This is a genomic window from Micromonospora sp. WMMA2032, from assembly GCF_002688545.1.
Lineage (GTDB): Bacteria > Actinomycetota > Actinomycetes > Mycobacteriales > Micromonosporaceae > Micromonospora > Micromonospora sediminicola.
Window position 1 is genome coordinate 6,168,963 of record NZ_CP024052.1, and the last position, 24,487, is coordinate 6,193,449.

19 protein-coding genes are annotated in these 24,487 nt (G+C 75.1%); 13 read left to right on the forward strand and 6 right to left on the reverse strand.

Going from position 1 to position 24,487, the window contains the following annotated elements; translation table 11 throughout:
* Positions 1-46: 46 nt before the first annotated feature.
* Positions 47-1,459, reverse strand: a complete 1,413-nt coding sequence (locus tag CO540_RS28685) for an alkaline phosphatase PhoX (protein ID WP_091573337.1) — start codon at positions 1,457-1,459, stop codon at positions 47-49.
* Positions 1,460-1,643: 184 nt separating this feature from the next.
* Between CO540_RS28685 and CO540_RS28690 the strand changes: the two genes are divergently transcribed.
* The 5 genes from CO540_RS28690 to CO540_RS28710 all read left to right on the forward strand — a co-directional run bounded on the left by CO540_RS28690 (position 1,644) and on the right by CO540_RS28710 (position 7,074).
* Positions 1,644-4,160 (forward strand): FtsK/SpoIIIE domain-containing protein, encoded by a 2,517-nt coding sequence (locus CO540_RS28690; RefSeq protein ID WP_099164332.1) that lies wholly within the window; start codon positions 1,644-1,646, stop codon positions 4,158-4,160.
* Positions 4,157-4,942, forward strand: a complete 786-nt coding sequence (locus CO540_RS28695) for a hypothetical protein (RefSeq protein ID WP_099164333.1) — start codon at positions 4,157-4,159, stop codon at positions 4,940-4,942. Before CO540_RS28690 ends, CO540_RS28695 begins: the two co-directional genes overlap by 4 nt.
* Positions 4,943-5,042: 100 nt before the next feature.
* Positions 5,043-5,306: a DUF6244 family protein gene (locus CO540_RS28700; RefSeq protein ID WP_091573340.1), complete on the forward strand. Its 264-nt coding sequence runs from the start codon at positions 5,043-5,045 to the stop codon at positions 5,304-5,306.
* A 117-nt stretch (positions 5,307-5,423) separates the two neighbouring features.
* The gene (locus tag CO540_RS28705; RefSeq protein ID WP_099164334.1) at positions 5,424-6,053 is read left to right on the forward strand and encodes a response regulator; all 630 of its coding nucleotides are present in this window, start codon (positions 5,424-5,426) and stop codon (positions 6,051-6,053) included.
* A 193-nt stretch (positions 6,054-6,246) separates the two neighbouring features.
* Entirely contained in the window at positions 6,247-7,074 is an 828-nt protein-coding gene (locus CO540_RS28710; protein ID WP_099165007.1) for an alpha/beta fold hydrolase, read from the forward strand.
* A gap of 42 nt (positions 7,075-7,116) precedes the next feature.
* Here the strand turns inward: CO540_RS28710 and CO540_RS28715 are convergent, their stop codons facing one another.
* The 3 genes from CO540_RS28715 to CO540_RS28725 all read right to left on the reverse strand — a co-directional run bounded on the left by CO540_RS28715 (position 7,117) and on the right by CO540_RS28725 (position 12,286).
* Positions 7,117-8,709, reverse strand: coding sequence for a GMC family oxidoreductase (locus tag CO540_RS28715; RefSeq protein ID WP_099164335.1), 1,593 nt, complete (start codon positions 8,707-8,709; stop codon positions 7,117-7,119).
* A gap of 71 nt (positions 8,710-8,780) precedes the next feature.
* Positions 8,781-9,647, reverse strand: a complete 867-nt coding sequence (locus CO540_RS28720; protein ID WP_099164336.1) for an aldo/keto reductase — start codon at positions 9,645-9,647, stop codon at positions 8,781-8,783.
* An 83-nt stretch (positions 9,648-9,730) separates the two neighbouring features.
* Positions 9,731-12,286, reverse strand: coding sequence for a SpoIIE family protein phosphatase (locus CO540_RS28725; RefSeq protein WP_099164337.1), 2,556 nt, complete (start codon positions 12,284-12,286; stop codon positions 9,731-9,733).
* Between the two features lie 220 nt (positions 12,287-12,506).
* On the opposite strand from CO540_RS28725, the gene CO540_RS28730 reads away from it, so the two are divergent.
* From CO540_RS28730 to CO540_RS28760, 7 genes are all read left to right on the forward strand, one after another.
* Entirely contained in the window at positions 12,507-12,872 is a 366-nt protein-coding gene (locus tag CO540_RS28730) for a YciI family protein (RefSeq protein WP_091573345.1), read from the forward strand.
* Positions 12,873-12,992: 120 nt separating this feature from the next.
* Positions 12,993-14,420, forward strand: a complete 1,428-nt coding sequence (locus CO540_RS28735) for an FAD-binding oxidoreductase (RefSeq protein WP_099164338.1) — start codon at positions 12,993-12,995, stop codon at positions 14,418-14,420.
* A 169-nt stretch (positions 14,421-14,589) separates the two neighbouring features.
* The gene (gene pyk, locus CO540_RS28740; protein WP_099164339.1) at positions 14,590-16,038 is read left to right on the forward strand and encodes a pyruvate kinase; all 1,449 of its coding nucleotides are present in this window, start codon (positions 14,590-14,592) and stop codon (positions 16,036-16,038) included.
* A gap of 70 nt (positions 16,039-16,108) precedes the next feature.
* A complete protein-coding gene (locus tag CO540_RS28745) occupies positions 16,109-16,978 on the forward strand; it encodes an acyl-CoA thioesterase II (protein ID WP_091573348.1) in 870 nt (289 codons plus the stop codon).
* A gap of 71 nt (positions 16,979-17,049) precedes the next feature.
* Complete coding sequence (locus tag CO540_RS28750; protein WP_099164340.1) at positions 17,050-17,520, forward strand: Rrf2 family transcriptional regulator; 471 nt, start codon at positions 17,050-17,052, stop codon at positions 17,518-17,520.
* Positions 17,521-17,664: 144 nt separating this feature from the next.
* Positions 17,665-18,681 carry a sulfite exporter TauE/SafE family protein gene (locus CO540_RS28755; protein ID WP_099164341.1) on the forward strand — a complete coding sequence of 339 codons (1,017 nt, stop codon included), beginning with the start codon at positions 17,665-17,667 and terminating at the stop codon, positions 18,679-18,681.
* Positions 18,682-19,240: 559 nt separating this feature from the next.
* Positions 19,241-21,481 carry a cellulose binding domain-containing protein gene (locus tag CO540_RS28760; RefSeq protein WP_099164342.1) on the forward strand — a complete coding sequence of 747 codons (2,241 nt, stop codon included), beginning with the start codon at positions 19,241-19,243 and terminating at the stop codon, positions 21,479-21,481.
* 170 nt (positions 21,482-21,651) lie between these two features.
* On the opposite strand, the gene CO540_RS28765 is transcribed toward CO540_RS28760, so the two are convergent.
* Complete coding sequence (locus CO540_RS28765; RefSeq protein ID WP_172967959.1) at positions 21,652-22,647, reverse strand: LLM class flavin-dependent oxidoreductase; 996 nt, start codon at positions 22,645-22,647, stop codon at positions 21,652-21,654.
* A 61-nt stretch (positions 22,648-22,708) separates the two neighbouring features.
* Positions 22,709-23,188 carry an Lrp/AsnC family transcriptional regulator gene (locus CO540_RS28770; protein WP_098748120.1) on the reverse strand — a complete coding sequence of 160 codons (480 nt, stop codon included), beginning with the start codon at positions 23,186-23,188 and terminating at the stop codon, positions 22,709-22,711.
* A gap of 102 nt (positions 23,189-23,290) precedes the next feature.
* On the opposite strand from CO540_RS28770, the gene CO540_RS28775 reads away from it, so the two are divergent.
* Positions 23,291-24,448: a PLP-dependent aspartate aminotransferase family protein gene (locus CO540_RS28775; RefSeq protein ID WP_099164344.1), complete on the forward strand. Its 1,158-nt coding sequence runs from the start codon at positions 23,291-23,293 to the stop codon at positions 24,446-24,448.
* Positions 24,449-24,487 lie beyond the last annotated feature (39 nt).

The window sequence follows — 24,487 nt, forward strand, 5'->3', positions numbered from 1 at the left end:
CGGGGCAGCAAGTGCAAGATCGACGAGAGGCGGCGGGAGCGGCGGGTCAGGGGTGGGCGTTGCTCGGGCGGCGCCACGGGCCGGTGATCGCGAAGACGTAGCCGGGGGACTGGATGTTCGCGTAGAGGATCGTGCCGTCCGCGCTGAACGTCGGGCCGGTGAACTCGCTGTCGTTCAGCTCGTTGCGGGCCAGCGGGTACGCCTTGCCCTGCTCGGTGACGCCGACCAGGTGCGACACGCCCTCGCCGTCCTCGGCCAGGATCACCCCGCCGTACGGGGAGACGGTGATGTTGTCCGGCCCGTCGTAGTTGCCGTGGTCGGCCTCCGGGTCGGTGTTCACCCCGAAGATGGTCTTCAGCGTCACGGTCTGCCGCCGCGGGTCGTAGAACCAGACCTGGCCGTCGTGCTCGTTGACGCTGCCGTCGCTGCGCCGGGCGTAGCTGGCCACGAAGTACGCGCCGCCGTCGCCCCACCAGGCGCCCTCCAGCTTGCGGCTGCGGGTCACCTCGGCGTCGGTGAACTGCTTGCGCACCGACACGGTACGGGCGTCCCGGTCCGGCACCTCGACCCACTCCACCCGGTACCGGGTGCCCGGCGTGGTGGCCTCGGACAGGTCCGCCACGTGCCCGTCGCCGCGCAGGCAGCGCATCGCCGCCAGGCTGCCGGCCGTGGCGCCGTCCGGCCGCTGGGCGAGCGCCCGCAGCGCGCCCTTGCCACCCCGGAAACCGGGCGGCGGCGTCCACCGGAAGTAGAGGCCGTTCGGGCCGCTCGCGTCCTCGGTCAGGTAGATCGAGTGGGTGTACGGGTCGACCGCCACCGCCTCGTGCGCGTAGCGGCCGAGGAACCGCAGCGCCACCGGGTCCTGGTTGGCCGACCGGTCGTGCGGGTCGACCTCGAAGACGTACCCGTGGTCCTTGAGGAACTGACCGCCGGCCCGCTGCTCGGTCTCCTCGCAGGTCAGCCACGTGCCCCACGGCGTGATGCCACCGGCGCAGTTGTTGTGCGTGCCGGCCACGCTGACGTACTCACGCAGCCGCCGGCCGTGCCGGTCCACCTCGATGGTGGTGGTGCCGCCGCGCGCGCCGGGGTCGTAGGTGAGGCCGGGCAGCGCCGGCACCGGGTACGGCTCGTCGCCGCCGATCTCGTGGTTGTTCACCAGCACCGACCCGCGCGGGCCGCGGAAGCAGCCGGTGCCGTCGGCGTCGCTCGGGGTCGGCTGCCCCGACTCCAGCAACGTCACCCCCGCCTGCGCGACGACGGTGTAGGAGAAACCGGGCGGCAGGGCCAGCAGGCCGGCCGGGTCCGGCACCAGGTCGCCGTAGCCGACCGCGGGTCGGCACGCGGCCCGGGCCGCCGCCGGGCCGGCGATGGCGTCCAGGCTGCCGGCCACCACGATGCCGAGTCCGCCGGCCGCGCTGCCGCGCAGCAGGGACCGCCGGGAGAGGGGAGAGGAGGTCACGTCGTCGCCTTCCTGTGCACACGGGTTGCACTGGCAGGCAATCCGCGCCGGGGGAACGGCTGGCGGCGCGGCCGTACGACCCGGGGTGAACAGTGGACGAACCTCGGGTGCCGAGCGTCCCGTGCCGCTGCGGCGCGCGTCCGTTAGGGTTCCTTCGATCGCAGACGGCGTCGGAGGGCGGACGGTGGGCAGGCTCGCGGCGGCGTACCGGCAGGCGGTCGACCGGCACCGGCAGGCGCTGCGCCACTGGGAGGCGGCCCGGCGGATGCTCGGCGCCGCCGGCCCGGCGCCCGTCGGCAGTCCCGCGCTGGTCGCGCGGCTGGCCCGGCTGGGCGGGGAGATGGCCGCCGCGGTGCCCGGCACCGCCCGCGTCGCCACCCACCCCGTCCCGGTACGCCTCGGCGAGGCCCGGACGGTCGACGGCGCGTTCCCGGTCCTCGTGCCGGTGGGGGCCGGCGCCCACCTCGCGGTCGACGCGGACGCCCGCGACCCGCGCGTCGGCGAGCTGCTGCGCGCCGTGGTGGTGCGGCTGCTCACCGCCGCCCCGGCCGGCGCCGTCCGGGTCGTCGGCATCGACCAGGCCGCCTTCGGCGCGGCCTTCCTGCCGCTGCGCCCGCTGCACGACGCCGGCGTGCTCGGTCCGGCGGCGACCACCGAGGCGGAGACGACCGCGCTGCTGGAGGCGGCGGAACGGCACGCCCGCGCCGCCCAGCGCAGCGCGCCGGAGGACCGTGAGCTGCTGGTGGTGGTCGCCGCGTCCGCGCCCGCGCCCCGGGAACTGGCCCGGCTGGCCGCGCTGACCCACGCCGGCCCGGCCGCGGCCGTGTGCGTCCTGCTGGCCGGGCATCCGCCGGCCGGGGCGACCACGGCGCCACCGCTGGGCGCCACCACCCAGCTGCGGCTCACCGAGCGCTACACCCTCGTGGGCGATCCGCCCGGGCGCCCGTTCAGCACCGACGGCAGTGGACTGGCCGCGCCGGTGGTGCTCGACGGCGACCCGTCGCACGCCGCGGTGACCGCGCTGGCCCGCCGCTACGCCGAGGCGGTCGACCAGGGCGCCGTCACCTTCGCCGACCTGCTCCCGGCCGAGCGCTGGACGTCCTCCGCCGCCGCCGGCCTGCGGACCACGCTCGGCCGGGCCGGCCGTCGGCCGCTGGCCGTCGCGTTCGACGACGCCACCCCGCACTGGCTGGTCGGCGGGCGCACCGGCGCCGGCAAGACGGTGCTGCTGCTCGACGTGCTCTACGGGCTGGCGGCCCGCTACTCCCCGGCCGAGCTGCGGCTGATGCTGCTCGACTTCAAGGAGGGGGTCAGCTTCACCGAGTTCGTGCCCACCGACCGCGACCCGTCCTGGCTGCCGCACGCCCGCGCGGTGGGCATCGAGTCCGACCGGGAGTACGGCGTGGCCGTCCTGCGCGAGCTGCGCGCCGAGCTGGGCCGCCGCGCCGACCTGCTCAAGCGCCACGGGGTCAGCCGGCTCGCCGACCTGCCGCCGAACGCCCGGCCGCCCCGGATCGTCACCGTCGTCGACGAGTTCCACGTGCTGTTCGCCGGCAACGACGCGCTGGCCCGGCAGGCCGTCGACCTGATCGAGGAGCTGGCCCGCAAGGGCCGCTCGTACGGCCTGCACCTGGTGCTGGCCAGCCAGAGCACCACCGGCATCGAGGCGCTCTACGGCCGGGCCGAGGCCATCTTCGGCCAGTTCCCGTTGCGCGTCGCGCTGCCCGGCGGGGACGCCGTGCTGGACCCGCGCAACGACGCGGCGCGCGGGCTCACCGTCGGCACCGCCGTGGTGAACACCTCCGCCGGCGCGCCCGGCGCGGACGTCGAGGTGCGGTTCCCCGACGCGCACGCCGCCTCGGCCGAGCTGGCGGCGCTGCGCCACGAGCTGCACGCGGCCCGACCCGACGGCTCCCACCCACCGGCGGTCTTCCGTGGCCACGAGACGCCCCGGCTCGCCGACGACCCCGCCTGGGCCGCGCTGGCGCCCGGCGCCGACCCGCCGTACGCGCTGGTGGGCCGCGTCGTCGACGTCGCCGGCAGCGCCGCCGGGTTCGCCCTCGACGCGAGCCCGGGCCGGCACCTGGCGGTGGTGGGCACCGCCGCCGGCGGCGCGGACGTGCTCCGGTCGGCGGCCCTCTCGCTGGCCCGGCAGCACGCTGCCGGCAGCGCCCGGTTCCTGTTCGCCCCGCTGGCGCCGGGCACCACCGACGTCGCCGACGACCTGGCCATGACGCTGGCCGCGGCCGGCCACCCGGTACGCCGGCTGGACGTCGACGGGTTGCGCGCCCACCTCGCCGAGGCGGCCGGCGGCGAGGCCCCGACGGCGGGCCGCACCTACCTGGTCGGGTTCGGGATGGACGCCGCCGCCGGCGTGCTGGGCGCGACCGACCCGGGCACGTTCCGCTCCGGGTACGACGACCTGCGCGCGGTGCTGCGCCACGGCCCGGCGCGCGGGGTGCACGTGCTCGGCTGGTGGCGCGGGCTGCGCCGGCTCGCCGACGACCTCGGCGGCAGCGGCCACCGCGACGACGTGACCGCCCTGGTCGCGCTGAACGTGCCGGCCGCCGACCTGGGCCTGCACCTCGGCACGCACGACCTCGCCTACACCCCACGGGAGGGCCGCGCCCTGCTGGTCGACCGGCACGAGCACCGCACCGCCCTGATCGTGCCGTTCGCCGGCGAGAGCGAACAACCATGACCGGGTTCGACGACTACGCGGCGCTGATCCGGGAGTTGTCCGGCCGGCAGCGCGGCGGGGAACGGGCGATCGCCGCCGAGGCGGAGCGCCGGCGAGGGCTGCAGGCCGGGGTGGACACGCTCGGGCAGCGGCTCGCCGCGCAGGGGCAGCGCCTGGAGCGGTTCGGGCAGGCGATCGGGGTGCCGATGAGTGCGGTTCCGGCCGAGGCGCCGGCCCCGGCGGTGCCGGCCGGTGGCGTGTCGGCGGGGCCGCCGACCGGCGCCGGACCGGGGGACGGGGTGACCGGCGGCGCAGCCGCCGCGCCGGGGCGGGCGGAGGTCGGGGCGTATCCCGCAGGGAGCGTGCCGGAGCCGCGGGCCGGTGACCCGGCGACGGAGCTGGCGGCGGCCGGCCGCCTCGCCGACGAGGCCGACCGGCACGGGCAGGAGGCCGAGGCGCTGGCCCGCACGCCGGTGCTGTTGCCCACCTGGTCGGCGCCCGCACGTGCGGTGGCGGTCTACGGCGGCTGCGCGCTGGTCGGCTCGCTGCTCATGCTGGGCGCGCTGGTCGGCTCGCCGCTGCCGGTGTCCGGGATGGACCTGGTGGCGGCGCTGTCCTGCGCGGGCGTGCCGCTGATGTCCTTCGTGGCCGGCCAGCTCGTGCTGGCCCGGTGGGGCCGCCCGGCGCTGGACGACGGCAGCGCCCCGGCCGGCCGCTACGTCCCGCTCGGCTTCGTGATCTGCGCCCTGGTCTCCCCGTCCCTGTTCTGCCTCTACCTCGTCCTGTTCCGCCTCCTCCGCTGACCCCCGCCGCCCTCGCCTCCCCGCCATCGACGAAGAGGTGGGGCGGACGGAGGGCGGTAGGCTGCGCGGTGGTCGGCAGGGTGGGACGCGGGGAGGGCTTGTGAGCGCGGCGGAGATCATCGCGAGGCTGGCGGCGGCGGCGCAGAAGCTGGACGAGGCCAAGGCCCGCACCGCGGCCGCCGCCCAGGACGCGGCGGAAGCGCGGGCGCTGGTGGCGGGCGCGCTGGAGGGGGCCACGGCCGGCCCGCTGATCGGGGTCATCGACGCGTACCGGCAGGCGCTGGCGCAGGCGGCGCAGGGCGGGGAGCCGGCGCGGCAGCACGTGCAGGAGACCATCGCGAAGGTCCAGGCACTCGGCAACTGAGCGCCGGACTCTGCGATACGGATCAGTGTCGTCAAACTGACCAGCCAGTCGATCGGCGACTTGCCTCGGGCTAGCGTCCACGAGTCCCTTTGGCGTCGATCGATGTGAGTGGCGGGCATGGCGGACATCATGCGAGCGGTGGCAACCCTGGCATGGCCACTTCTGGTGGTCGTGATCCTGATCTACCTTCTGCCCGCGGTGCGCCGGCTGCTGCGGGAGAGCCACTCGGTCGATGTCGAGGTGGGCGGTGCCAGGGTCAGTGTCCAGACCGCCTCGAACGAGACTCGCAAGCTCATCGAAGACCTGCAGGACCGGGTGAACGAACTGTCCGCACTGGTCGACCGCGGGCAGGAGCCGAGTGTCGAGCCCATGGGGAGCCATCCCGCTCCGCGGGGAATCCTCTGGGTCGACGACGAACCCGGCGGAAACCTGTACGAGCGGGCTCGGGCGACGGACGGTGGCTACGAGGTGGTGCAGGCGACCTCCACCGAGACGGCCTTGAAGCTGCTCGAAGGCATGACGCCGACCGTGATCGTCTCGGACGTGGGCCGCACCGAGAGCGGCCGCTTCAACCCAACCGCCGGGCTCGATCTGGTGCGCGAACTGCGTCGGCGTGGTGACCTGACGCCCGTCGTGTTCTACACCTCGCCGCGGGGCGTTGCCCTGGTCCGGCACGATGCGGAACTCCTCACCAATGTCAGTTGCACGGCCTCGCCGACCGAGTTGGCCCGGATCCTCGACATGTAGCCGCGTCGCATCGCCGGGTGCGGAATCCGGCCCGGGATGCCGGTTTGCGCGGAGGGCGCGACAACTGGTTACCGGCGCGTAACTTTCCATTGACGTGTGTGAAATCGGACACGCATCATCGTTCCCACGATCGATCGGATCCCACCCGTCCCTCCCGGGTCCCCCGGGTGCCTCCCCACCGGAGGTGCAGCCCATGCTGCTCCGAACGATCCTGGCCGCCACCACCGCCGCCACCGCCCTGCTCCTGCCGGCCACCGCCGCGCACGCCGCAGCCGAACCCACCACCCCGCCGGCCACGGCGTCCACCTCCACGGCGTCCACCGTGGACACCGTCACCGCCGCCGACCGGGCCGCCGCCGCGGCGGCCGACCCGGTCGTCGTGGTCGGCGGCCTGATCGGAATCTCCATCGCCTACGAGCCGATCGCCGCCCGGCTGCGGGCCGACGGCTACCGGGTCTCCATCTACCAACTGCCGAACCTCGGCTTCGGCGACATCCGCGAGTCCGCCCGGGCACTGTCGTCCTACGTGGACCAGGTCCGTGCCGCCACCGGCGCGAGCCGGGTCGACCTGGTCACCCACTCCGAGGGTGGCCTGGTCAGCCGCTGGTACGTCAAGTTCCTCGGCGGCTCCGCCAAGGTCGACCAGTACGTCAGCCTGGGCAGCCCGCAGTACGGCACCTACGTCGCCAACATCGTCAACTTCCTGGGGCTGGGCAGCTGTGCCGGCATCGTCGCCTGCCAGCAGATGACCATCGGGTCGAGCTTCCTCGCCGACCTCAACGCCGGTGACGACACGCCGGGCCCGGTCCGCTGGACCACGGTGCGCACCTGGCAGGACGAACTGGTCCGGCCGGTCGACAACGCGGCGCTCGCCGACGGCGCGACCAACATCCTGGTGCAGGCGTGGTGCCCGCTGCGGATCGTCGGGCACCTCGGCCTGGTCCTGGACGGCACCACCTACACGGCGGTGCGCCAGACGTTGGCCGGCGCGCAGATCCGGCCGAACTGCTTCGCCGTCTGACCCGTTCCGGGCCCGCCGACGGGCGGGCCCGGACCGGGACGCTCACCCCCGGTCGCGACCGAGGATCAGGTCGGACGCCCGCCAGGCCAGCGCGGTCACGGGGGCGCTGGTCCAGCCCGCCACCATCACCGGCAGCACCGACGCGTCGACCACCCGTAGCCCGTCGACGCCGCGCACCCGCAGCCGCGGATCCACCACGTGGTCGTCGTCCGGGCCCATCGCGCAGGTGCCGATGGCGTGGTAGCCGCAGTAGCCGTGCGCGACGGCCGCCGCGACGATCTCCTCGTCGGTCCGGGTGGCCGGCCCGGGCACCGTCTCCGCCCGGACCCGCCCGGCGATCGGCCCGGCGCCGAAGAACTCCCGCATCCGGCGGAACAGGTCGACCGCCACCCGCCGGTCGTGCGCGGTGGCCAGATAGTTCGCCACGATCGCCGGTGGGATGCGCGGGTCGGCGTCGGTGATCGCGAGGTGGCCCTCGCTGTCCGGCCGGGTCACCGTGCCCAGGCACATCACGCCGGGCTCCCGTTCCAGCTCCAGCGCCCGACCCGGACGCGGCGGGGCGGCGGAGAACGGCGCCATCAGCAGGTGGGCGTCCGGGCGGTCCAGCTCCGGCCGGGACTTCACGTGGGCCGCGACGTCGAGCACCGGCAGCGCGAGCGGGCCGCCCCGGGTGAGCAGCCAGCGCAGCGCCGCGCGGGCCTGCCCGAGCGGACTGCCGAGCCGGGCGTTGTAGCCGCCCGGCCCGGCGAGCCGGTGCTGCATCGCGACGGACCGGTGCTCCCGCAGGCCGGCGCCCACCCGACGCCGGTCGAGCAGCACCGGCACGCCGGCCGCGCGCAGGGTGTCCGCCGGCCCGATGCCGGAGACCTGCAACAGCTGCGGGGTGGCCAGGGCCCCGGCGGCGAGGATCACCTCGCCGGCCGCCCGGTGCTCGACCTCCCGGCCCCGGTGCGCGACCCGTACGCCGACCGCCCGGCCGCCCTCGACCAGCACGCGCAGCACGACCGCCTCGACCACGACGGTCAGGTTGGGTCGGCCGCGGCACGGGTGCAGGAACGCGTCGGCGGCGCTGACCCGGCGTCCGCCGTGGATGGTGGCGGTCGGGTAGCCGATCCGCTCGTCGTCGTCGGCGTCCAGGTCGTCCACCCGGCGCCAGCCCAGCCCGACGCCGGTCGCCACCATCTCCTCGGCGAGCGGGTCGGTGCCGGTGGCGACGGAGAGCCGCACCGGACCGCCGACGCCCCGGTGCGGCGCGGGGCCCAGCGGGTGGTCCTCCAGCCGCTGGAACACCTGTCGCATCGTGGACCAGCCCCAGCCCAGCGGCGCCAGCGCGTCCCAGTCCCGGGCCGCGCCCCGGCTCCAGATCATCCCGTTGACCGAGGTCGAACCACCGATCATCCGGCCGCGCTGCCAGGTCTCCCGCCGGCCGGGCCCGATCGTCGCCGGGTAGTGCCAGGCGGTGCGCGGGTCGTCCATCAACCGGGAGAACGCCTTCGGCACGCGGACGAACGGGCTGCGGTCCCAGCCCCCCGCCTCCAGCAGCAGCACCCGGGTGCCCGGGTCCTCGGAGAGCCGGTTGGCCAGCACGCACCCGGCCGCACCGGCGCCCACGACGACGTAGTCGAACTCGTCCACAGCGGACCCCCACTCATGAGAATCCTTCTGACGGTAGTTGCTCGATCACGCGCCGCAAAGGGCCGACCGGCTCAGGCCGCGTGCGCCAACGCCTCGAACTCGTCGTCGCTCAGCTCCACCTCGGCCGCCGCCACGTTCTCCTCCAGGTGCGCCACCGACGACGTACCCGGAATGGGCAGCATGACCGGCGAGCGCCGCAACAGCCAGGCCAGGGCGAGCTGCGCGGGGCTGGCGCCGTGGCCGGTCGAGATCGCGTCCAGCGGGCCACCGGGGCGGGCCAGGTTGCCGGTGGCGATCGGGAACCACGGGATGAACGCCAGGTCGTTGCGCTCGCAGTGGGTCAGCACGTCCTCGGCGCTGCGGTCGGCCAGGTTGTAGAGGTTCTGCACCGACACGATCGGGGTGACCGCCCGGGCCTGCTCGATCTGCTCGACGCTCACCTCGGAAAGCCCGATGTGCCGGATCTTGCCCTCCTGCTTGAGCAGCGCCAGCTCACCGAGCTGGTCGGCCAGCGGCACCTTCTCGTCGATCCGGTGCAGCTGGTAGAGCGGGATGCAGTCCAGCCCCAGGTGGCGCAGGCTCAGCTCGCACTGCTGGCGCAGGTACTCCGGGCGCCCCACCGGCCGCCAGTCGCCCGGACCGGAGCGGGTCAGCCCGGCCTTCGTCGCGACCACCAGGTCCTCGGCGTACGGGTGCAGCGCCTCCCGGATCAGCATCTCGCTGACGAACGGCCCGTACGAGTCCGCGGTGTCGATGAACGTCACGCCCAGCTCGTACGCGCGGCGCAGCACCCGCACCGCCTCGGCCGGGTCCTTCGGATCGCCCCAGACGCCCGGGCCGGTGAGCTGCATCGCCCCGTAGCCGAGGCGGTCGACCCGCAGGTCACCGCCGATCCGGTAGCTGCCCGACGCCTTCGCCGGCTGGGTGCTGGTGGCCATCACGGTCCTCCTGTGTCGCGGTCGGCGGGCGGTCACGCCGCCCGACCGTTCGACATTCCCCGAAACGGCCCGCCGATGCCCGCTCAGCCGAGGTGCCGCAGCACCACCAGCGCCTGGTCGTCCTCGGAGCCGGCCAGGTCGCGCAGCAACGCGTCCGCGATCGCCTCCGCCGGCTCGTCGCGCACCGCGACCAGCGCCCGGTGCAGCGCCCCGACGCCCTCGTCGTACGGCCGGCCGCGCCGCTCCACCAGCCCGTCCGTGTACGCCACCAGCAGGTCGCCGGGGCCGAACGGGATCGTGGTGACGGTCATCGGCCGGTCCACCATGCCCAGCGGCATCGCGTTCTCGGTCTGCACGGTGCGCGGCGGCGCGCCGGTGGGCAGCACCACCGGGTGCGGGTGGCCGGCGCGGGCCACCCGCGCGGTGCGGGCCCGCGGGTCGACCACCACGACCAGACAGGTGCCGAGGAAGCCGACGCCGAGCAGCTCGGTGAGCCGCAGGAACACCTCCTCCAGCGGCACGCCCAGCCGGATCAGCGTGTTCAGCATGGTGCGCAGCTGCGCCATGTCGGCGGCGGCCTCCACCTGGTGCCCGACCACGTCGCCGAGCACCACGGCCAGCCGGTCGCCCTCCTGCCGGACCAGGTCGTACCAGTCGCCGCCCAGGTGCAGGCCGCTCATCGCGGGCCGGTAGCGGGTGGCCACCTCCAGGCCGCGCGGGGTGGTCAGCGACGAGCTGCGCAGCCGGCCGGCCAGGCGGGTCACCAGGTTGTGCTCGGCGGCGGCCAGCCGGACCCGCTCCAGCGTCTGCTCGCACAGGTCGGCGACGGTGTCCAGCAGCGCCAGGTCGCTGTCGCGCAGCGGCCGTTCCCGTCGCCAACCGAAACCCAGCGCGGCGATCGGGCGGCGACCGGCGCCGAACAGCGGCAGCGCCACGGTGGTGACCAGGCCGTGCCCGCCGACCGGGTCGGCCAGCCCGGGGAACCGGGCGGCGAAGTCGGCCCGGTCGCGCAGCACGATGCGCTCCCCGTCGCGCAGCGCGCGCACGATCGGGCGCGGGTCGTCGACGGTCAGGTCGCGGAACGTGGCGGCCAGCGTGCCCGGCACGTCGCCGTGGTACCAGAGCCGGACCCGGCGGCCCTCGTCCCGCATGGCCAGCCCGGGCAGCTCCGCCCCGAGCGCGGTGGTGGCGGCGTCGAGGATCACCTCGATCGCCTCGGCGGTGGAGCGGGTCACGCTGAGCCGGGCGGCGAAGCCGGCCATCGCCTGTGCCGACCCGGTCAGCTCGGCCCGTTGCAGCGCCTGGCTGCACAACCCGGCCACCGCGTCGAGCAGGTTCCGCAGCGCCTCGTCCTCGGCGACCGGCCCGGCCCAGCGCACCTCCAGGGCGCCCAGCGCGGCACCGTCGCCGTAGCGCAGCGGCAGGCACAGCCCGGTGGTCCGGCCGTCGACGCCGGTCAGCGGCAGGGCCGCGTTGTCGCGTACCGCGCGGGCCAGCGGGGCCTCGGCGTCCACCGGCACCCGCTCGGCGGTGACGTCGCCGCCGGCCACGTCGAGCACGGTACGGCCGGGTCGGGCGAGCGCCACCCGCAGCGCGACCGCGTCCACCACGGCCGGCCCGACCGTGGTCACCACCTCCACGATGGCCTCGTGGCCACGCGCCGAGCTGAGCGCCCCGGCGAGCCGGGCCAGCGCCTCCGCCCGGCGCAGCGCCCGCTGCCGGTCGCTGACGTCGCGCGCCACGGTGGCCACGAACGCGGTGCCGTCCCGCCCGTCGCCGGTGGCGACGGTGAACGTCTGGTGGTCGACGTCGATCGCCTCGCCGGTGTCCCGGCGCACGAGGCGGCTCTCCGCCCGGTGGTGCCCCTCGCGCAACGCGGTCGGGATGAGCTCGGTGCGCCACAGCTCCCGCGCGTCCGGGGCGGCGAAGTCGACCAGGCCCAGCCCGTCCACCCGCTCCCGGTCACCGAGCCCGACCAGCGCCCGTCCGGCCGGGTTGACGTAGACGGTCCGGCCGTCCGGCGTGGCCACCGCGATGAAGTCGCCGGAGCGTTCCACCAGCGCCTGGAACAGCCGCAGCTCGGCCGGCGCGGCGCGGTCCGCCGCCCGCCGGCGCCTCGCCCGGGCCAGCGCCAGCGCCGTGCCGACCTGCCCGGCGACCAGCTCGACGAAGGCGCGGGCGTCGGCGTCGACCGGGCCGCCCGGGGCCAGCGCGGCGACCAGCACCCCGGCCGGGCGGTCGCCGTCCGGGTCGGGCACGGGCAGCAGGGCGACGACCGGCGCGGCCGACCCGCCGTCGGTGGACCGCGGCGGCAGCAGCCGGGGCATGCCGTCGGCCAGCACGGCGGCCACCGGCCACCCGTCGGCCGACGCCGGCGGAACCTCGACCCCGTCCGCGGCGGCCGGTCGTGGACCGTCCGGCCCGGCCAGGTGAAGCCGCACGAAGGGCAGCGCGGGAGTTCCGGCCAGCACCTTGACCGCCCGCCGGGCCACCTCGTCCGGGTCGCTCGCGTCGGACAGCGCCGTGGCCAGCGCGGCGAGCAGCCGCAGCCGCTGATCGCCGCGAACCGCGCCCGCGTCCGCGCCGGTGGCGGCGACGACGTCCGGCGACCGGGCGCCGTCCGGCGGGGTGATGCTCACCCGGGACCTCCGCTCGGGTGTGGGCGTCCGCAGTACCCGGAAACGTACCAGCGGCACGCCGCCGCGGGCGATCGTCGGACCGGTCCCCGTCGCGCGCGCGACGGGACGAACGGCCCGGCGGGTCGGCAACCGTCGCACCGTGGCCGCCAGTTGCCGCGACGCCACCCGGCGGCCGGGGCCGGCGTGCGAGGCTGGGCGGGACGGTGGTCAGGAGGTGCGCATGGGGGCGACGCCACGGCTCGACTTCGCGCTGGACACGTACGAATGCATCGTGCTCTACCCGGGTCCGTCCGGGCGGGCGCTGCCGGAGGAGACCGTGCAGCGGTTGCAGGCCGAGCACGTCCAGCACATGGGGGCGCTGCAGCGACGCGGCATCGTGCTGGTCGACGGCTCGGTGGACGGCCCGGCCCGGGAACCCGACCCGCCGATCGGCTTCGGCCTGGCCCGGACCGGTTCGGTGGACGACGTGCGCAGCGTGATGGAGGCCGATCCCGCGGTGCAGGCCGGGCTCTACCGGGTCGAGGTGCTCACCTTCCTCTGCCCCGCCGGCTCGCTGGAGTTCCCGCTGCTCAAGACCCAGAGCTGAGGGTCGCCGCGCACTGTCGCGCGGGCGACGGCGGCGGCGTCGCGGCGGTGCTACGGTCCGGCGCAGTGAGCCGCCCCGGCCCGTCCGGCGCCGCCGGCCCGGGTCGGTCGAGGAGCCGCCATGACCTCCGCCCCGGACCTGCCGCGCGCCACCGACCTGCTCCGCGAGCTGCTCGGCGACCGCCTGCTCACCCCGGCCGACGCCGGGTACCCCGACGCCGTGCGGCTGTGGAACGGTGCCCCGGCCGCCACGCCCGCCCTGGTGGCCCGCGTCGGCGACGCCGGGGAGGTCGCGCGCGCGGTTCGCGTCGCCGGGCGTTGCCACGTGCCGCTGTCGGTGCGTGCCGGCGGCCACGACTGGGCCGGCCGGGCCCTGCGCGACGGCGGCCTGGTCCTCGACCTCACCGCGCTGCGCCGGGTGGACCTCGACCCCGGGACCGGGGAGGTCACCGTGGGTGGCGGGGCGACGGCCGCCGACGTGCTCGCCGCCCTGCGACCGTACGACCGGGTCGTCGCCACCGGTGTGGTGCGCGCGGTCGGGCTGGCCGGGCTGACCCTGGCCGGCGGGTACGGCCCGCTCTGCGGCCGGTTCGGGTTGGCGCTGGACAACCTGCTCGGGGCCGAGGTGGTGCTCGCCGACGGCCGCCGGGTGACCGCCGACGCCACGCACGAGCCCGAGCTGTACTGGGCGTTGCGCGGCGGAGGCGGCAACTTCGGCGTGGTCACCGCGCTGCGCTACCGCACCCACCCGCTGGCCGCCGCGCTCGCCGGCATGCTGCTGTTCCCGCTGGACCAGGCGGCGGCGGTACTGCGCGGCTACGGCGAGGAGGTCCGCCGGGCGCCGGACGAGTTGACCGTGATGGCCGGCTTCCTGCCCGGCCCGGCGGGGGAGCCGGTGGTCTTCCTCGCCCCGGTGTTCACCGGCGCCGACGAGGCGGCGGGCCGGGCCGCGGTGGACCGGCTGCGGGCGCTCGGCACCCCGCTGGTCGACCAGGTCGCACCGCTGCCGTACGAGGACGTGCTGCGCATGTTCGACGGCGGGATGGCCGACGGCAACCACTACCTGCTGCGTACCCGGTGGTTGCCCCGGGTGGACGAGCCGGTGGTGGCCGCGCTGACCGCGGCGGCCGGCGCGGTCAGCTCGCCGTTCTCCGCGATCGCGCTGCACCACTTCCACGGCGCGGCGGCCCGGGTGGGGGTGGGGGAGACCGCGTTCGGGCTGCGCGCCGACCACCTGCTCGCCGAGATCATCGCGGTCTGGGCGCCGGGCGGCGACCCGGCGCCGCACCGGGCGTGGGCCGAGCACACCAGCGCGGCCCTGGCCCCGCACGCGTTGCCCGGCGGCTACCCGAACCTGCTCGCGCCGGAGGAGACCGACCGGGTCCGGCTGGCCTACGGGCCGAACTGGGACCGGCTGCGCCGGGCCAAGCGCCGCTACGACCCGCGTGGCGTCTTCTCGGCCGTGCCCACGCTGCCGCCGGCCGGCCCGCCCGCGCCCCGGGCCGGACAGGGGCGGCCGGATCCCCGGGAGCACCCGGCCGGACGGTGACGGCGAGCGGTACGATTTCCGCCGCGCGGTCGCCGATGCCCGCCACTCACGACGTCGCGGTGCGGTGCATCCACCGCCCGCCCGCGCGGGTTTCGCGCGTCGTTGGACAACTGTTCCTCAGTCCGCAAGGGGTCGGCCGGCAGGTCGACCCGGAGGAGAGACTAGCCTGATGGGCGTGACACGCCGCGCGAAGATCGTCTGCACTCTCGGCCCCGCCACCTCGTCCCCGGAGCGCATCCGGGGGCTCGTCGAGGCGGGCATGAACGTGGCGAGGCTCAACTTCAGCCACGGCAGTCACGCCGACCACGAGTCGGTCTACCGGATGGTCCGGGAGGCCGCCGAGGCCTCCGGCAAGCCGGTCGCCGTCCTCGCCGACCTCCAGGGTCCCAAGATCCGCCTCGGCCGCTTCGCCGACGGGCCGCACGAGTGGCGCACCGGCGACTCCGTCGTGATCACCAGTGACGAGATCGTCGGCACCAAGGAGCGGGTCTCCTGCACCTACCGCAAGCTGCCGCAGGAGGTGAAGCCGGGCGACCGGCTGCTGATCGACGACGGCCGGGTCGCGGTCGAGGTCAGCGACGTCACCGGCAACGACATCCGCTGCCTGGTCACCGAGGGCGGCCCGGTCTCCAACAACAAGGGCGTCTCGCTGCCCAACGTGGCGGTCAGCGTCCCGGCCATGTCCGACAAGGACGCCGAGGACCTGCGCTTCGCCCTCGGCCTCGGCGTCGACCTGGTCGCGCTGTCGTTCGTCCGCTCGGCGGAGGACATCAAGCTGGTCCACTCGATCATGGACGAGGAGGGTGTGCGCCGCCCGGTCCTCGCCAAGGTCGAGAAGCCGGAGGCGGTCGACCACCTGGAGGCGATCGTGCTCGCCTTCGACGGCGTCATGGTCGCCCGCGGCGACCTCGGCGTCGAGCTGCCGCTGGACCAGGTCCCGCTGGTGCAGAAGCGCGCCGTGCAGCTCTGCCGGGAGAACGCCAAGCCGGTCATCGTGGCCACCCAGATGCTCGACTCGATGATCGAGAACTCCCGACCCACCCGTGCCGAGGCCTCCGACGTGGCCAACGCGGTGCTCGACGGCGCGGACGCGGTGATGCTCTCCGGCGAGACCAGCGTCGGCAAGTACCCGGTGCTCACCGTCAGCACCATGGCGAAGATCGTCACCACCACCGAGGCCGGCTCGATCGCCGTCCCCCGGTTGCAGCACGACCCGCGTACGCACGGCGGCGCGCTGACCGTCGCCGCGTCCTCCATCGCCCGCGCCATCGGCGCCAAGGCCATGGTCGCGTTCTCGCAGACCGGCGACACCGTCAAGCGACTCAGCCGGCTGCACTGCGACCTGCCGCTGCTGGCCTTCACCCCGGTGCCGGAGGTGCGCAACCAGCTCGCGCTCTGCTGGGGCGTGGAGACGTTCCTGATGCCGTTCGTCGAGCACACGGACGACATGTTCCGCCAGGTCGACCAGGCGCTGCTCGGCCTCAACCGGGCCAACCCGGGCGACTACGTGGTGATCGTGGCGGGCAGCCCGCCCGGCACCCCCGGTTCCACCAACACGCTGCGGGTGCACCAGCTCGGTTCGCTCGTCGACGCGGCCTCGGCCCGGGCGCTCCAGTGAGCGCGAGGAGTGAGCCGGGTTTGCGAGCCCCGCAGTCGCGAACGAAGGTGGCGCAGTGAGTGACGCTCCGGTGGCGACCGGGCAGGCGGCGGTCGACCAGCTGCTGGAGGTGCTGGACCTGGCACAGACCGGCGAGATGGCCTTCCGCGGGATGAGCCCGCCGGTGGGCCCGCAGCGGGTCTACGGCGGTCAGGTCGCCGGCCAGGCGTTGGTCGCGGCCGGCCGCACGGTCGACCCGGAGCGGGCCGTGCACTCGCTGCACGGCTACTTCGTCCGGCCCGGCGACCCGGCCGAGCCGATCGACTACCAGGTGGAGAACGTCCGCGACGGCCGCTCCTTCTCGGTGCGCCGCTCGGTGGCGTTGCAGCACGACAAGCCGATCTTCTTCATGTCGGCGTCGTTCCAGCGGCAGGAGGAGGGGCTGGACCACCACGCCCCGCTCCCGCCCGACGTGCCCGCGCCGGACGACGTGCCGACCATGACCGACCGGCTGTCCCGCTACCCGGAACGGCTCGGCATCTGGGGTCAGATCCCGCGCCCGATCGACGTGCGCTACGTCGGCGAGCCCGGCTGGGTACGCCCCGGCGACCGGCCGGCGGAGCCGCACCAGCGGGTCTGGATGCGCATCGACGGCAAGCTGCCGGACGATCCGCTGCTGCACGCCTGCGCCCTCACGTACGCGTCCGACCTGACGCTGCTCGACTCGGTGCTGTCGGTGCACGGCGAGGTGTGGGGGCCGGGTGGTGTGGTGGGCGCCAGCCTCGACCACGCGCTCTGGTTCCACCGGCCGTTCCGTGCCGACGAGTGGTTCCTCTACGACTGCTGGAGCCCGTCGGCGTCGGGGGCCCGTGGCCTGGCCACCGGCCGGATGTTCACCACCGACGGCCGGCACATCGCCAGCGCCGTGCAGGAGGGGCTGCTGCGTCGGGTCGGCGGCTGAGCCGGCAACCGTGACCGATCGGCCGAGGGTCGGGAGTCCGGGCGGCTGAACCGGCGACTAACCTTGCCGGCATGCGTCTCTCCGCCCGGGTCGACTACGCCCTCCGTGCGGCCGCCGAGCTGGCCTCGGTCGCCGACGGCGCGGCCGTCGGGCGGAGTCGGCCGGTGACCGCCGAGCAGATCGCCCGCTCCCAGGACATCCCGCCGAAGTTCCTCGAGAGCATCCTGCTCCAGCTGCGCCGGGGCGGCATCGTGCACGCGCAGCGCGGCCCGGAGGGCGGCTACTGGCTGGCCCGGCCGGCGTCCGAGATCTCCCTGGCCGAGGTGATCCGCGTGATCGACGGCCCGCTCGCGCACGTGCGCGGGCAGCGTCCGGAGCAGCTCGGCTACCAGGGCGCGGCCCGTGCGCTGCAGGACGTCTGGATCGCGCTGCGGGCCAGCGAGCGGGAGATCCTGGAGCTGGTCACCATCGCCGACGTGGCCGCCGGCACGCTGCCCGGCCGGGTCAACGAGCTGGCCGCCGACCCGCGCGCCTGGAGCTGACGCCCGCCGCTGCGCTCCCGACCGCCCGCCCTCGGGGCCGTCCGGCGTGTTCCCACCAACCGGATGGGGGACTTGACCGGGACCCCCTCCGTGCCGCATTGTCGACCAAGTCGATAGGAGATACCGAAAAGTCAGGGGGCGCTCGTGCGCAAGCTGCTGGTCCTCGCCCTCGTCGGGCTCGCCGCGCAACTGGTCGACGGCGCTCTCGGCATGGCGTACGGGCTGACCTCCTCGACCCTGCTGCTCTTCGCCGGGGTCGCGCCGGCCGCCGCCTCCGCCTCGGTGCACCTGGCCGAGATCGGCACCACGCTCGCCGCCGGCGTCTCGCACTGGCGCTTCGGCAACGTCGACTGGAAGGTGGTCGGGCGCATCGCCCTGCCGGGCGCGCTCGGCGCGTTCGCCGGCGCCACCTTCCTCAGCTCCATCTCCACCGAGTCGGCCGCCCCCTGGATGGCCGCCATCCTGTTCACCCTCGGCGCGTACCTGCTGGTCCGCTTCTCCCGGCCGCTGCGCGCCAACCGCGCCGCCGGCCGGCTGCGCAGCCGCTTCCTGGCCCCGCTCGGGCTGGTCGCCGGCTTCGTCGACGCCACCGGCGGTGGCGGCTGGGGTCCGGTCGCCACCCCGGCGCTGCTGGTCTCCGGCCGGATGGAGCCGCGCAAGGTCATCGGCTCGGTGGACACCTCCGAGTTCGTGGTGGCGGGCGCGGCCAGCCTCGGCTTCCTGATCGGGCTCGGCTCCGAGGGCTTCCTGCTGCCCACCGTGGCCGCGCTGCTGGTCGGCGGCCTGATCGCCGCGCCGATCGCGGCCTGGCTGGTCCGCATCGTGCCCGCCCAGGTGCTCGGCGCCGTCATCGGCGGCGTGATCGTGCTGACCAACGCCCGCACCCTGCTGCGCGCCGGCGAGCTGGGCGGCCCGGTGCCGGCCCTGGTCTACGCGGCGCTCGGCGCCGGCTGGCTGGTCGCCGTGGTGCTGGCGGTACGCGCGCTGCGCCGTGCCCGCCGTGCCCGCGCCACGGTCGACGCGGCGCTCGCCGCCACTCCGGCCGCTCCGGCCGCTTCAGCCGTTCCCGCCGCTCCGGCCGTTCCCGTCGCCCCCGAGGCTGCCACCTCGCTCGACGAGCCGGGGGAGTCCCGCCGGCTCGCTGCCGCCGTCGAGAGCTGACGCGGCCGGCTCCGGCCCGCGCCTGGTGATCCGGGCCGGGCGGGAGCGGCGTCTCCCGGGGCGATCCCGCCACGACAAGCTCCCGGCTGAACACCCGCCGGCGCGGCCTCCGTCGGCGCGTCGCCGGTCGAGACCTCAATCCCTTTCGAGCGATATACCGCTGGGACATATTCATGACTCAGCGGTATATCGCCTCTCCATCGTCGGCCGTGGACGGCGGTTACCGCGAGTGACGGACCGCCAGCCGGCAATCCGACCCGTGGCCGGGGCGGACGGCGGACGGGACGCGTTCACCGTCACCGGCCAGCGGCCGGCGGGAGTCAGCGGCCGGCGGGAGTCAGCGGCCGGCGGTCTCCGCCTCCGGCGAGGGGCCGGGGGCGCCGGCCTTGTCGGGAGAGCGGCTTGTCGGGTGTGCGGCGATGCCCTAACCTGACGGAACGCGGAGCCTAGTTACCGACGTCGATGTCCGGCGTCGGCCGTCGCGTCAGCGCGCGTAGTCTCTCGCCGGCCCGGGCAGGTCGGCGCCCTCGCGTGCCTGACCTCCGCGAAAGGCATCCCCGTGCATCCCACCACCCCACGCCGTCGGCTCGCGCTGCTCGCCGCGGCCTCGGCGCTCACCCTGACGGCCGGCGCGCTCACCACGGTGACCGCCGCCGCGGCGGCCCTTGCCTGCCGGATCGACTACCGGATCACCAACCAGTGGAGCGGCGGCTTCGGCGCCGACGTCACCGTGACCAACCTCGGCGACCCGGTGAACGGCTGGACGCTCGCCTGGAGCTTCGCCGCCGGCCAGCAGGTCGTCCAGGCCTGGAACGCCACGGTCAGCCAGTCCGGCGCCCAGGTCACCGCCCGCGACGCCGGCTACAACGCGGCGATCGGCACCGGCGGCACCGCGAGCTTCGGCTTCAACGGCTCGTGGAACAACGCCGCCAACCCCGTGCCGAGCGCGTTCACGCTCAACGGCACCACCTGCACCGGCGCGACCCCGACCACACCTCCGCCCACCACACCACCCCCCACCACGACGCCTCCACCGACCACGCCACCGGCCGGCGCCAAGCAGATGGAGAAGCTCGACCGAGGGCTGATCAGCGTCCGCTCCGGCAGCGGGAACCTGGTCTCCTGGCGGCTGCTCGGCACCGAGACCACTGGCGTGTCGTTCAACCTCTACCGGGGCGGCACGAAGGTCAACGGCAGCCCGATCACCGGCGCCACCACCTACCTGGACGCCGGCGCGGCCGCCGGGTCCGCGTACACCGTGCGGGCCGTGGTGGACGGCGCCGAGCAGGCGGCGTCCGCCCCGGCGCTGCAGTTCGCCAACGGCTATCTCGACGTGCCGATCCAGCCGCCGCCCGGCGGCACCACGCCGGGCGGCGAGGCGTACACCTACTCCGCCAACGACGCGAGCGTGGGCGACCTCGACGGCGACGGCCGCTACGAGTTCGTGCTCAAGTGGGACCCGTCGAACAGCAAGGACAACTCGCAGTCCGGCTACACCGGCACCGTCTACGTCGACGCGTACACCCTCACCGGCGCCCGGCTGTGGCGCCTCGACCTGGGCCGAAACATCCGCGCCGGCGCCCACTACACCCAGTTCCAGGTGTACGACTACGACGGCGACGGGGACGCCGAGGTGGCCATGAAGACCGCCGACGGCACCCGCTCCGGCACCGGCCAGGTGATCGGGAACGCCTCCGCCGACCACCGCAACTCCAGCGGCTACGTGCTCGCCGGCCCCGAGTACCTGACCATGTTCGACGGCCGCACCGGCGCCGCCCTGTCCACAGTCGACTACGACCCGCCGCGCGGCACCGTCTCGTCCTGGGGTGACTCCTACGGCAACCGGGTGGACCGGTTCCTCGCCGCCACCGCCTACCTGGACGGGCAGCGCCCCTCGCTGGTCATGGCGCGCGGCTACTACACCCGGGCGGTGATCGCCGCCTGGGACTTCCGCGACGGCACGCTGCGCGGGCGGTGGACGTTCGACTCCAACGCGTCCGGCAACGGCGCCGCCGCCGGTCAGGGCAACCACAACCTGTCCGTCGCCGACGTGGACGGCGACGGCCGCCAGGAGATCGTGTACGGCGCTGCCACGATCGACGACAACGGCCGGCTGCTCTACTCCACCGGCAACGGTCACGGCGACGCGCTGCACGTCGGCGACCTCGACCCGGCCCGCGCCGGCCTGGAGGTGTTCAAGGTCGACGAGGACGCCAGCAAGCCCAGCTCGTGGATGGCCGACGCGCGTACCGGGCAGATCCTCTGGCAGACCGCGCCCGACGGCGACAACGGCCGGGGTGTCTCCGACGACGTCTGGGCCGGCAGCCCCGGCGCGGAGTCCTGGTCGTCGGCGGTCGACGGCCTGCTCAACACCCGGGGTCAGAACGTCGGCCGCAAGCCGTCGTCGGCGAACTTCCTGATCTGGTGGGACGGCGATCCGGTCCGCGAGCTGCTCGACGGCACCAAGGTCGACAAGTACGGCACCGGCGGCGAGACCCGCCTGCTCACCGGCGGCAACGTCGCGTCGAACAACGGCACCAAGTCCACCCCGGCACTCTCCGGTGACATCCTCGGCGACTGGCGCGAGGAGGTGGTCTGGCGCACCGCCGACAGCACCGCGCTGCGGATCTACAGCACACCGGTCACCACCGGTCTGCGGCTGCCCACCCTGATGCACGACCCGCAGTATCGGGTGGCCGTGGCCTGGCAGAACACCGCCTACAACCAACCGCCGCACCCGGGATTCCACCTCGGCGACGGCATGAGCACACCGGCCGCGCCGGACATCTACCTGCGCTGACGGAAAAGCAGGCACCGGGCCGCCGGCCGCGGAATCCGCTCGGCCGGCGACCCGGTGCACCACACCGCGGCATTCCCGACCCGTCCCGACCGGGAATGCCGTACCACCACCGGGGACAAAGCTATGCGTCCCACGCGACGGGGCGGTGACGTGGCTATGAAGAGCGTGTTTCAGCCCTCCCGGCGCAGGCCACCCGCGACCTTCTCCGCGATCAACTCGAACGAGCGGACCCGGTCCGCCACGTCGTAGACCATCGTGGTCAGCATCAACTCGTCCGCGCCGGTGCGCTCCACCAGCGCACCGAGCTGCCCGGCCACCGTCTCCGGCGAGCCGGTCGCCTGGCCGTCGCGGCGCTGCGCCACGAACTCCCGCTCGAACTCCGAGTACGGGTAGGCCGCCGCCTCCTCCGGCGTGACCAGCGGCTCCGGCCGCCCCGACCGCAGCTTCAGGAACGACAGCCCGGCCGGCCCGGCCAGCCACTCGGCCCGCTCGTCGGTCTCCGCGCAGACCGCGTTGACCGCCACCATCGCGTACGGCCGGTCCAGCCACTGCGACGGCCGGAAGTGCTGCCGGTAGAGCTGCAACGCCGGGATCGTGTTCTGCGCGCTGAAGTGGTGCGCGAACGAGAACGGCAACCCGAGCAGGCCGGCGAGCTGGGCGCTGAACCCGCTGGACCCGAGCAGCCACACCTGCGGCGACTGCCCCCGACCCGGCGTCGCGGTGATCGGCCCCGGCTCGGCGCCGGAGAAGTAGTTCATCAGGTCGGCCAGCTCACGCGGGAAGTGCTCCGCGGACAGGCCCTCCATGGTGCGGCGCAGCGCCAGCGCGGTCACCTGGTCGGTACCGGGCGCCCGGCCGATGCCCAGGTCGATCCGGCCCGGGTGCAGCGCCTCCAGGGTGCCGAACTGCTCGGCCACCACCAGCGGCGCGTGGTTGGGCAGCATCACCCCGCCCGAACCCAGCCGGATCGTGCTGGTGTTCGCGGCCAGGTGCGCGAGCAGCACCGCCGGCGCCGAACTCGCGATCGCCGGCATGTTGTGGTGCTCCGCCACCCAGAACCGGCGGTAGCCCAGCTCCTCGGTGCGGCGGGCCAGCTCGGTGGTGTGCCGCAGCGCCTCACCGGCGCTGCCGGTCGCGGCCACCGGGGCAAGGTCAAGGACAGACATCGGTACGTCGATCACGGGTGGGTGCAACCTGCCGAGTGCCGGAATTGTTCCCTCGGGTGCGCTACCCCATACCCCGGGCCTGCTCGAAGATCAGACTGGTCTGGGTGTGCTGCACCACCGGGTCCACCGCCAGGTGGTCGAGCACGAAGTCGCGCAGCGCGTCACCCGAGGCCGCCCGCACGTGCAGCACGTAGTCCTCCGCGCCCGCGACGTGGAACACCGACACCACCCCCGGCAGCCGCACCGACCGGGCCCGGAACGCGTCCACCGCGGCCCGCTCGTGCGCCGTCAGCCGCACCGACACCAGCGCCTGCAACGGCAGGCCCACCGCCGCCGGGTCGACCTCGGCGTGGAACCCGCGGATCGCCCCGCACTCGCGCAGCGCCCGGGTCCGCGTCAGGCACGTCGAGGGCGCCACCCCCACCCGCTCCGCGAGCGCGTTGTTGGGCAGCCGCCCGTCGGTCGCCAGTTCGGTGAGGATCGCGCGGTCGACGTCGTCCAGGCCGGCGAACGGCCGTACATCATTCGGTGCGGCAGGCATGCCGCCATCTTTCACCGAACTCAGGCGAGACGAAAGCGTGATTCGCAGAATCTTGTTCGCTCCTCTTGCCTCGAAGCGTCGTCATGTTCGACGCTTCCCGCCATGACTTCCGTGGACACCGCAGCCGTGCACGCCGGACGCGACGACCTCGCCGGGCTCGGCGTCCACGTCCCGCCCATCGACCTCTCCACCACCAACCCGCTGCCCTCCGTCGCCGGCGGCGGCGACGACTACGAGACGCTCGCCACCGGCGGCACCCTCCCGGCCGGCGGCAGCGCCGTCTACCAGCGCCTCTGGAACCCCACGGTGGCCCGCTTCGAGACCGCGCTCGCCCAGCTCGAGGGCACCGCCGAGGCGGTCGCGTTCGCCAGCGGCATGGCCGCGCTCACCGCCACGCTGCTGGCCGCCACCCGCGACGGGAACCGCCACGTCGTCGCCGTCCGCCCCCTCTACGGCGGCACCGACCACGTCCTCGCCACCGGCCTGCTCGGCACCGAGGTCACCTGGGCCCGCGCGGGCGAGGTCGCCGCCGCGATCCGCCCCGACACCGCAGTGGTCGTCGTCGAGACCCCCGCCAACCCCACCCTCGACCTGGTCGACATCGCCGCGCTCGCCACCGCCGCCGGCGACGTCCCGCTGCTGGTCGACAACACCGTCGCCACCCCGGTGCTCCAGCGACCCGCCCGCCACGGCGCCGCCCTCGTGCTGCACAGCGCCACCAAGAGCATCGGTGGACACGGCGACGTCCTCGCCGGCGTCGTCGCCTGCGCGCCCGAGTGGGCCGCCCGGCTGCGCCAGGTCCGCGCCGTCACCGGGGCCGTCCTGCACCCGCTCGGCGCGTACCTGCTGCACCGCGGCCTGCAGACCCTGCCGCTGCGGGTCCGCGCCCAGCAGGCCGGCGCCGAGAAGCTCGCCGCCTGGCTCGCCGGCCACCCCGCCGTCGAGCGCGTGCACCACCCGTCGTTGCACGACCCGGCCGGGCTGGTCGGCCGCCAGATGTCCGGCACCGGCAGCCTGCTCGCCTTCGAGGTACGCGGCGGCGCGCCCGCCGCCGCCGTGGTCGCCGGCGCCTGCGAGCTGATCACCCACGCGGTGTCGCTCGGCGGCGTCGACACGCTGATCCAGCACCCGGCCTCGCTCACCCACCGGCCGGTCGAGGGCGACGCGAAGCCGTGCGGCGGGCTGCTGCGCGTCTCGGTCGGGCTGGAGGACCCGGAGGACCTGCGGGCGGATCTGGCGCGGGCGCTGGCCACGATCTGAGGCCCGGCCGCGTCACCGGCGCCTCGGGTTGACCTGGCG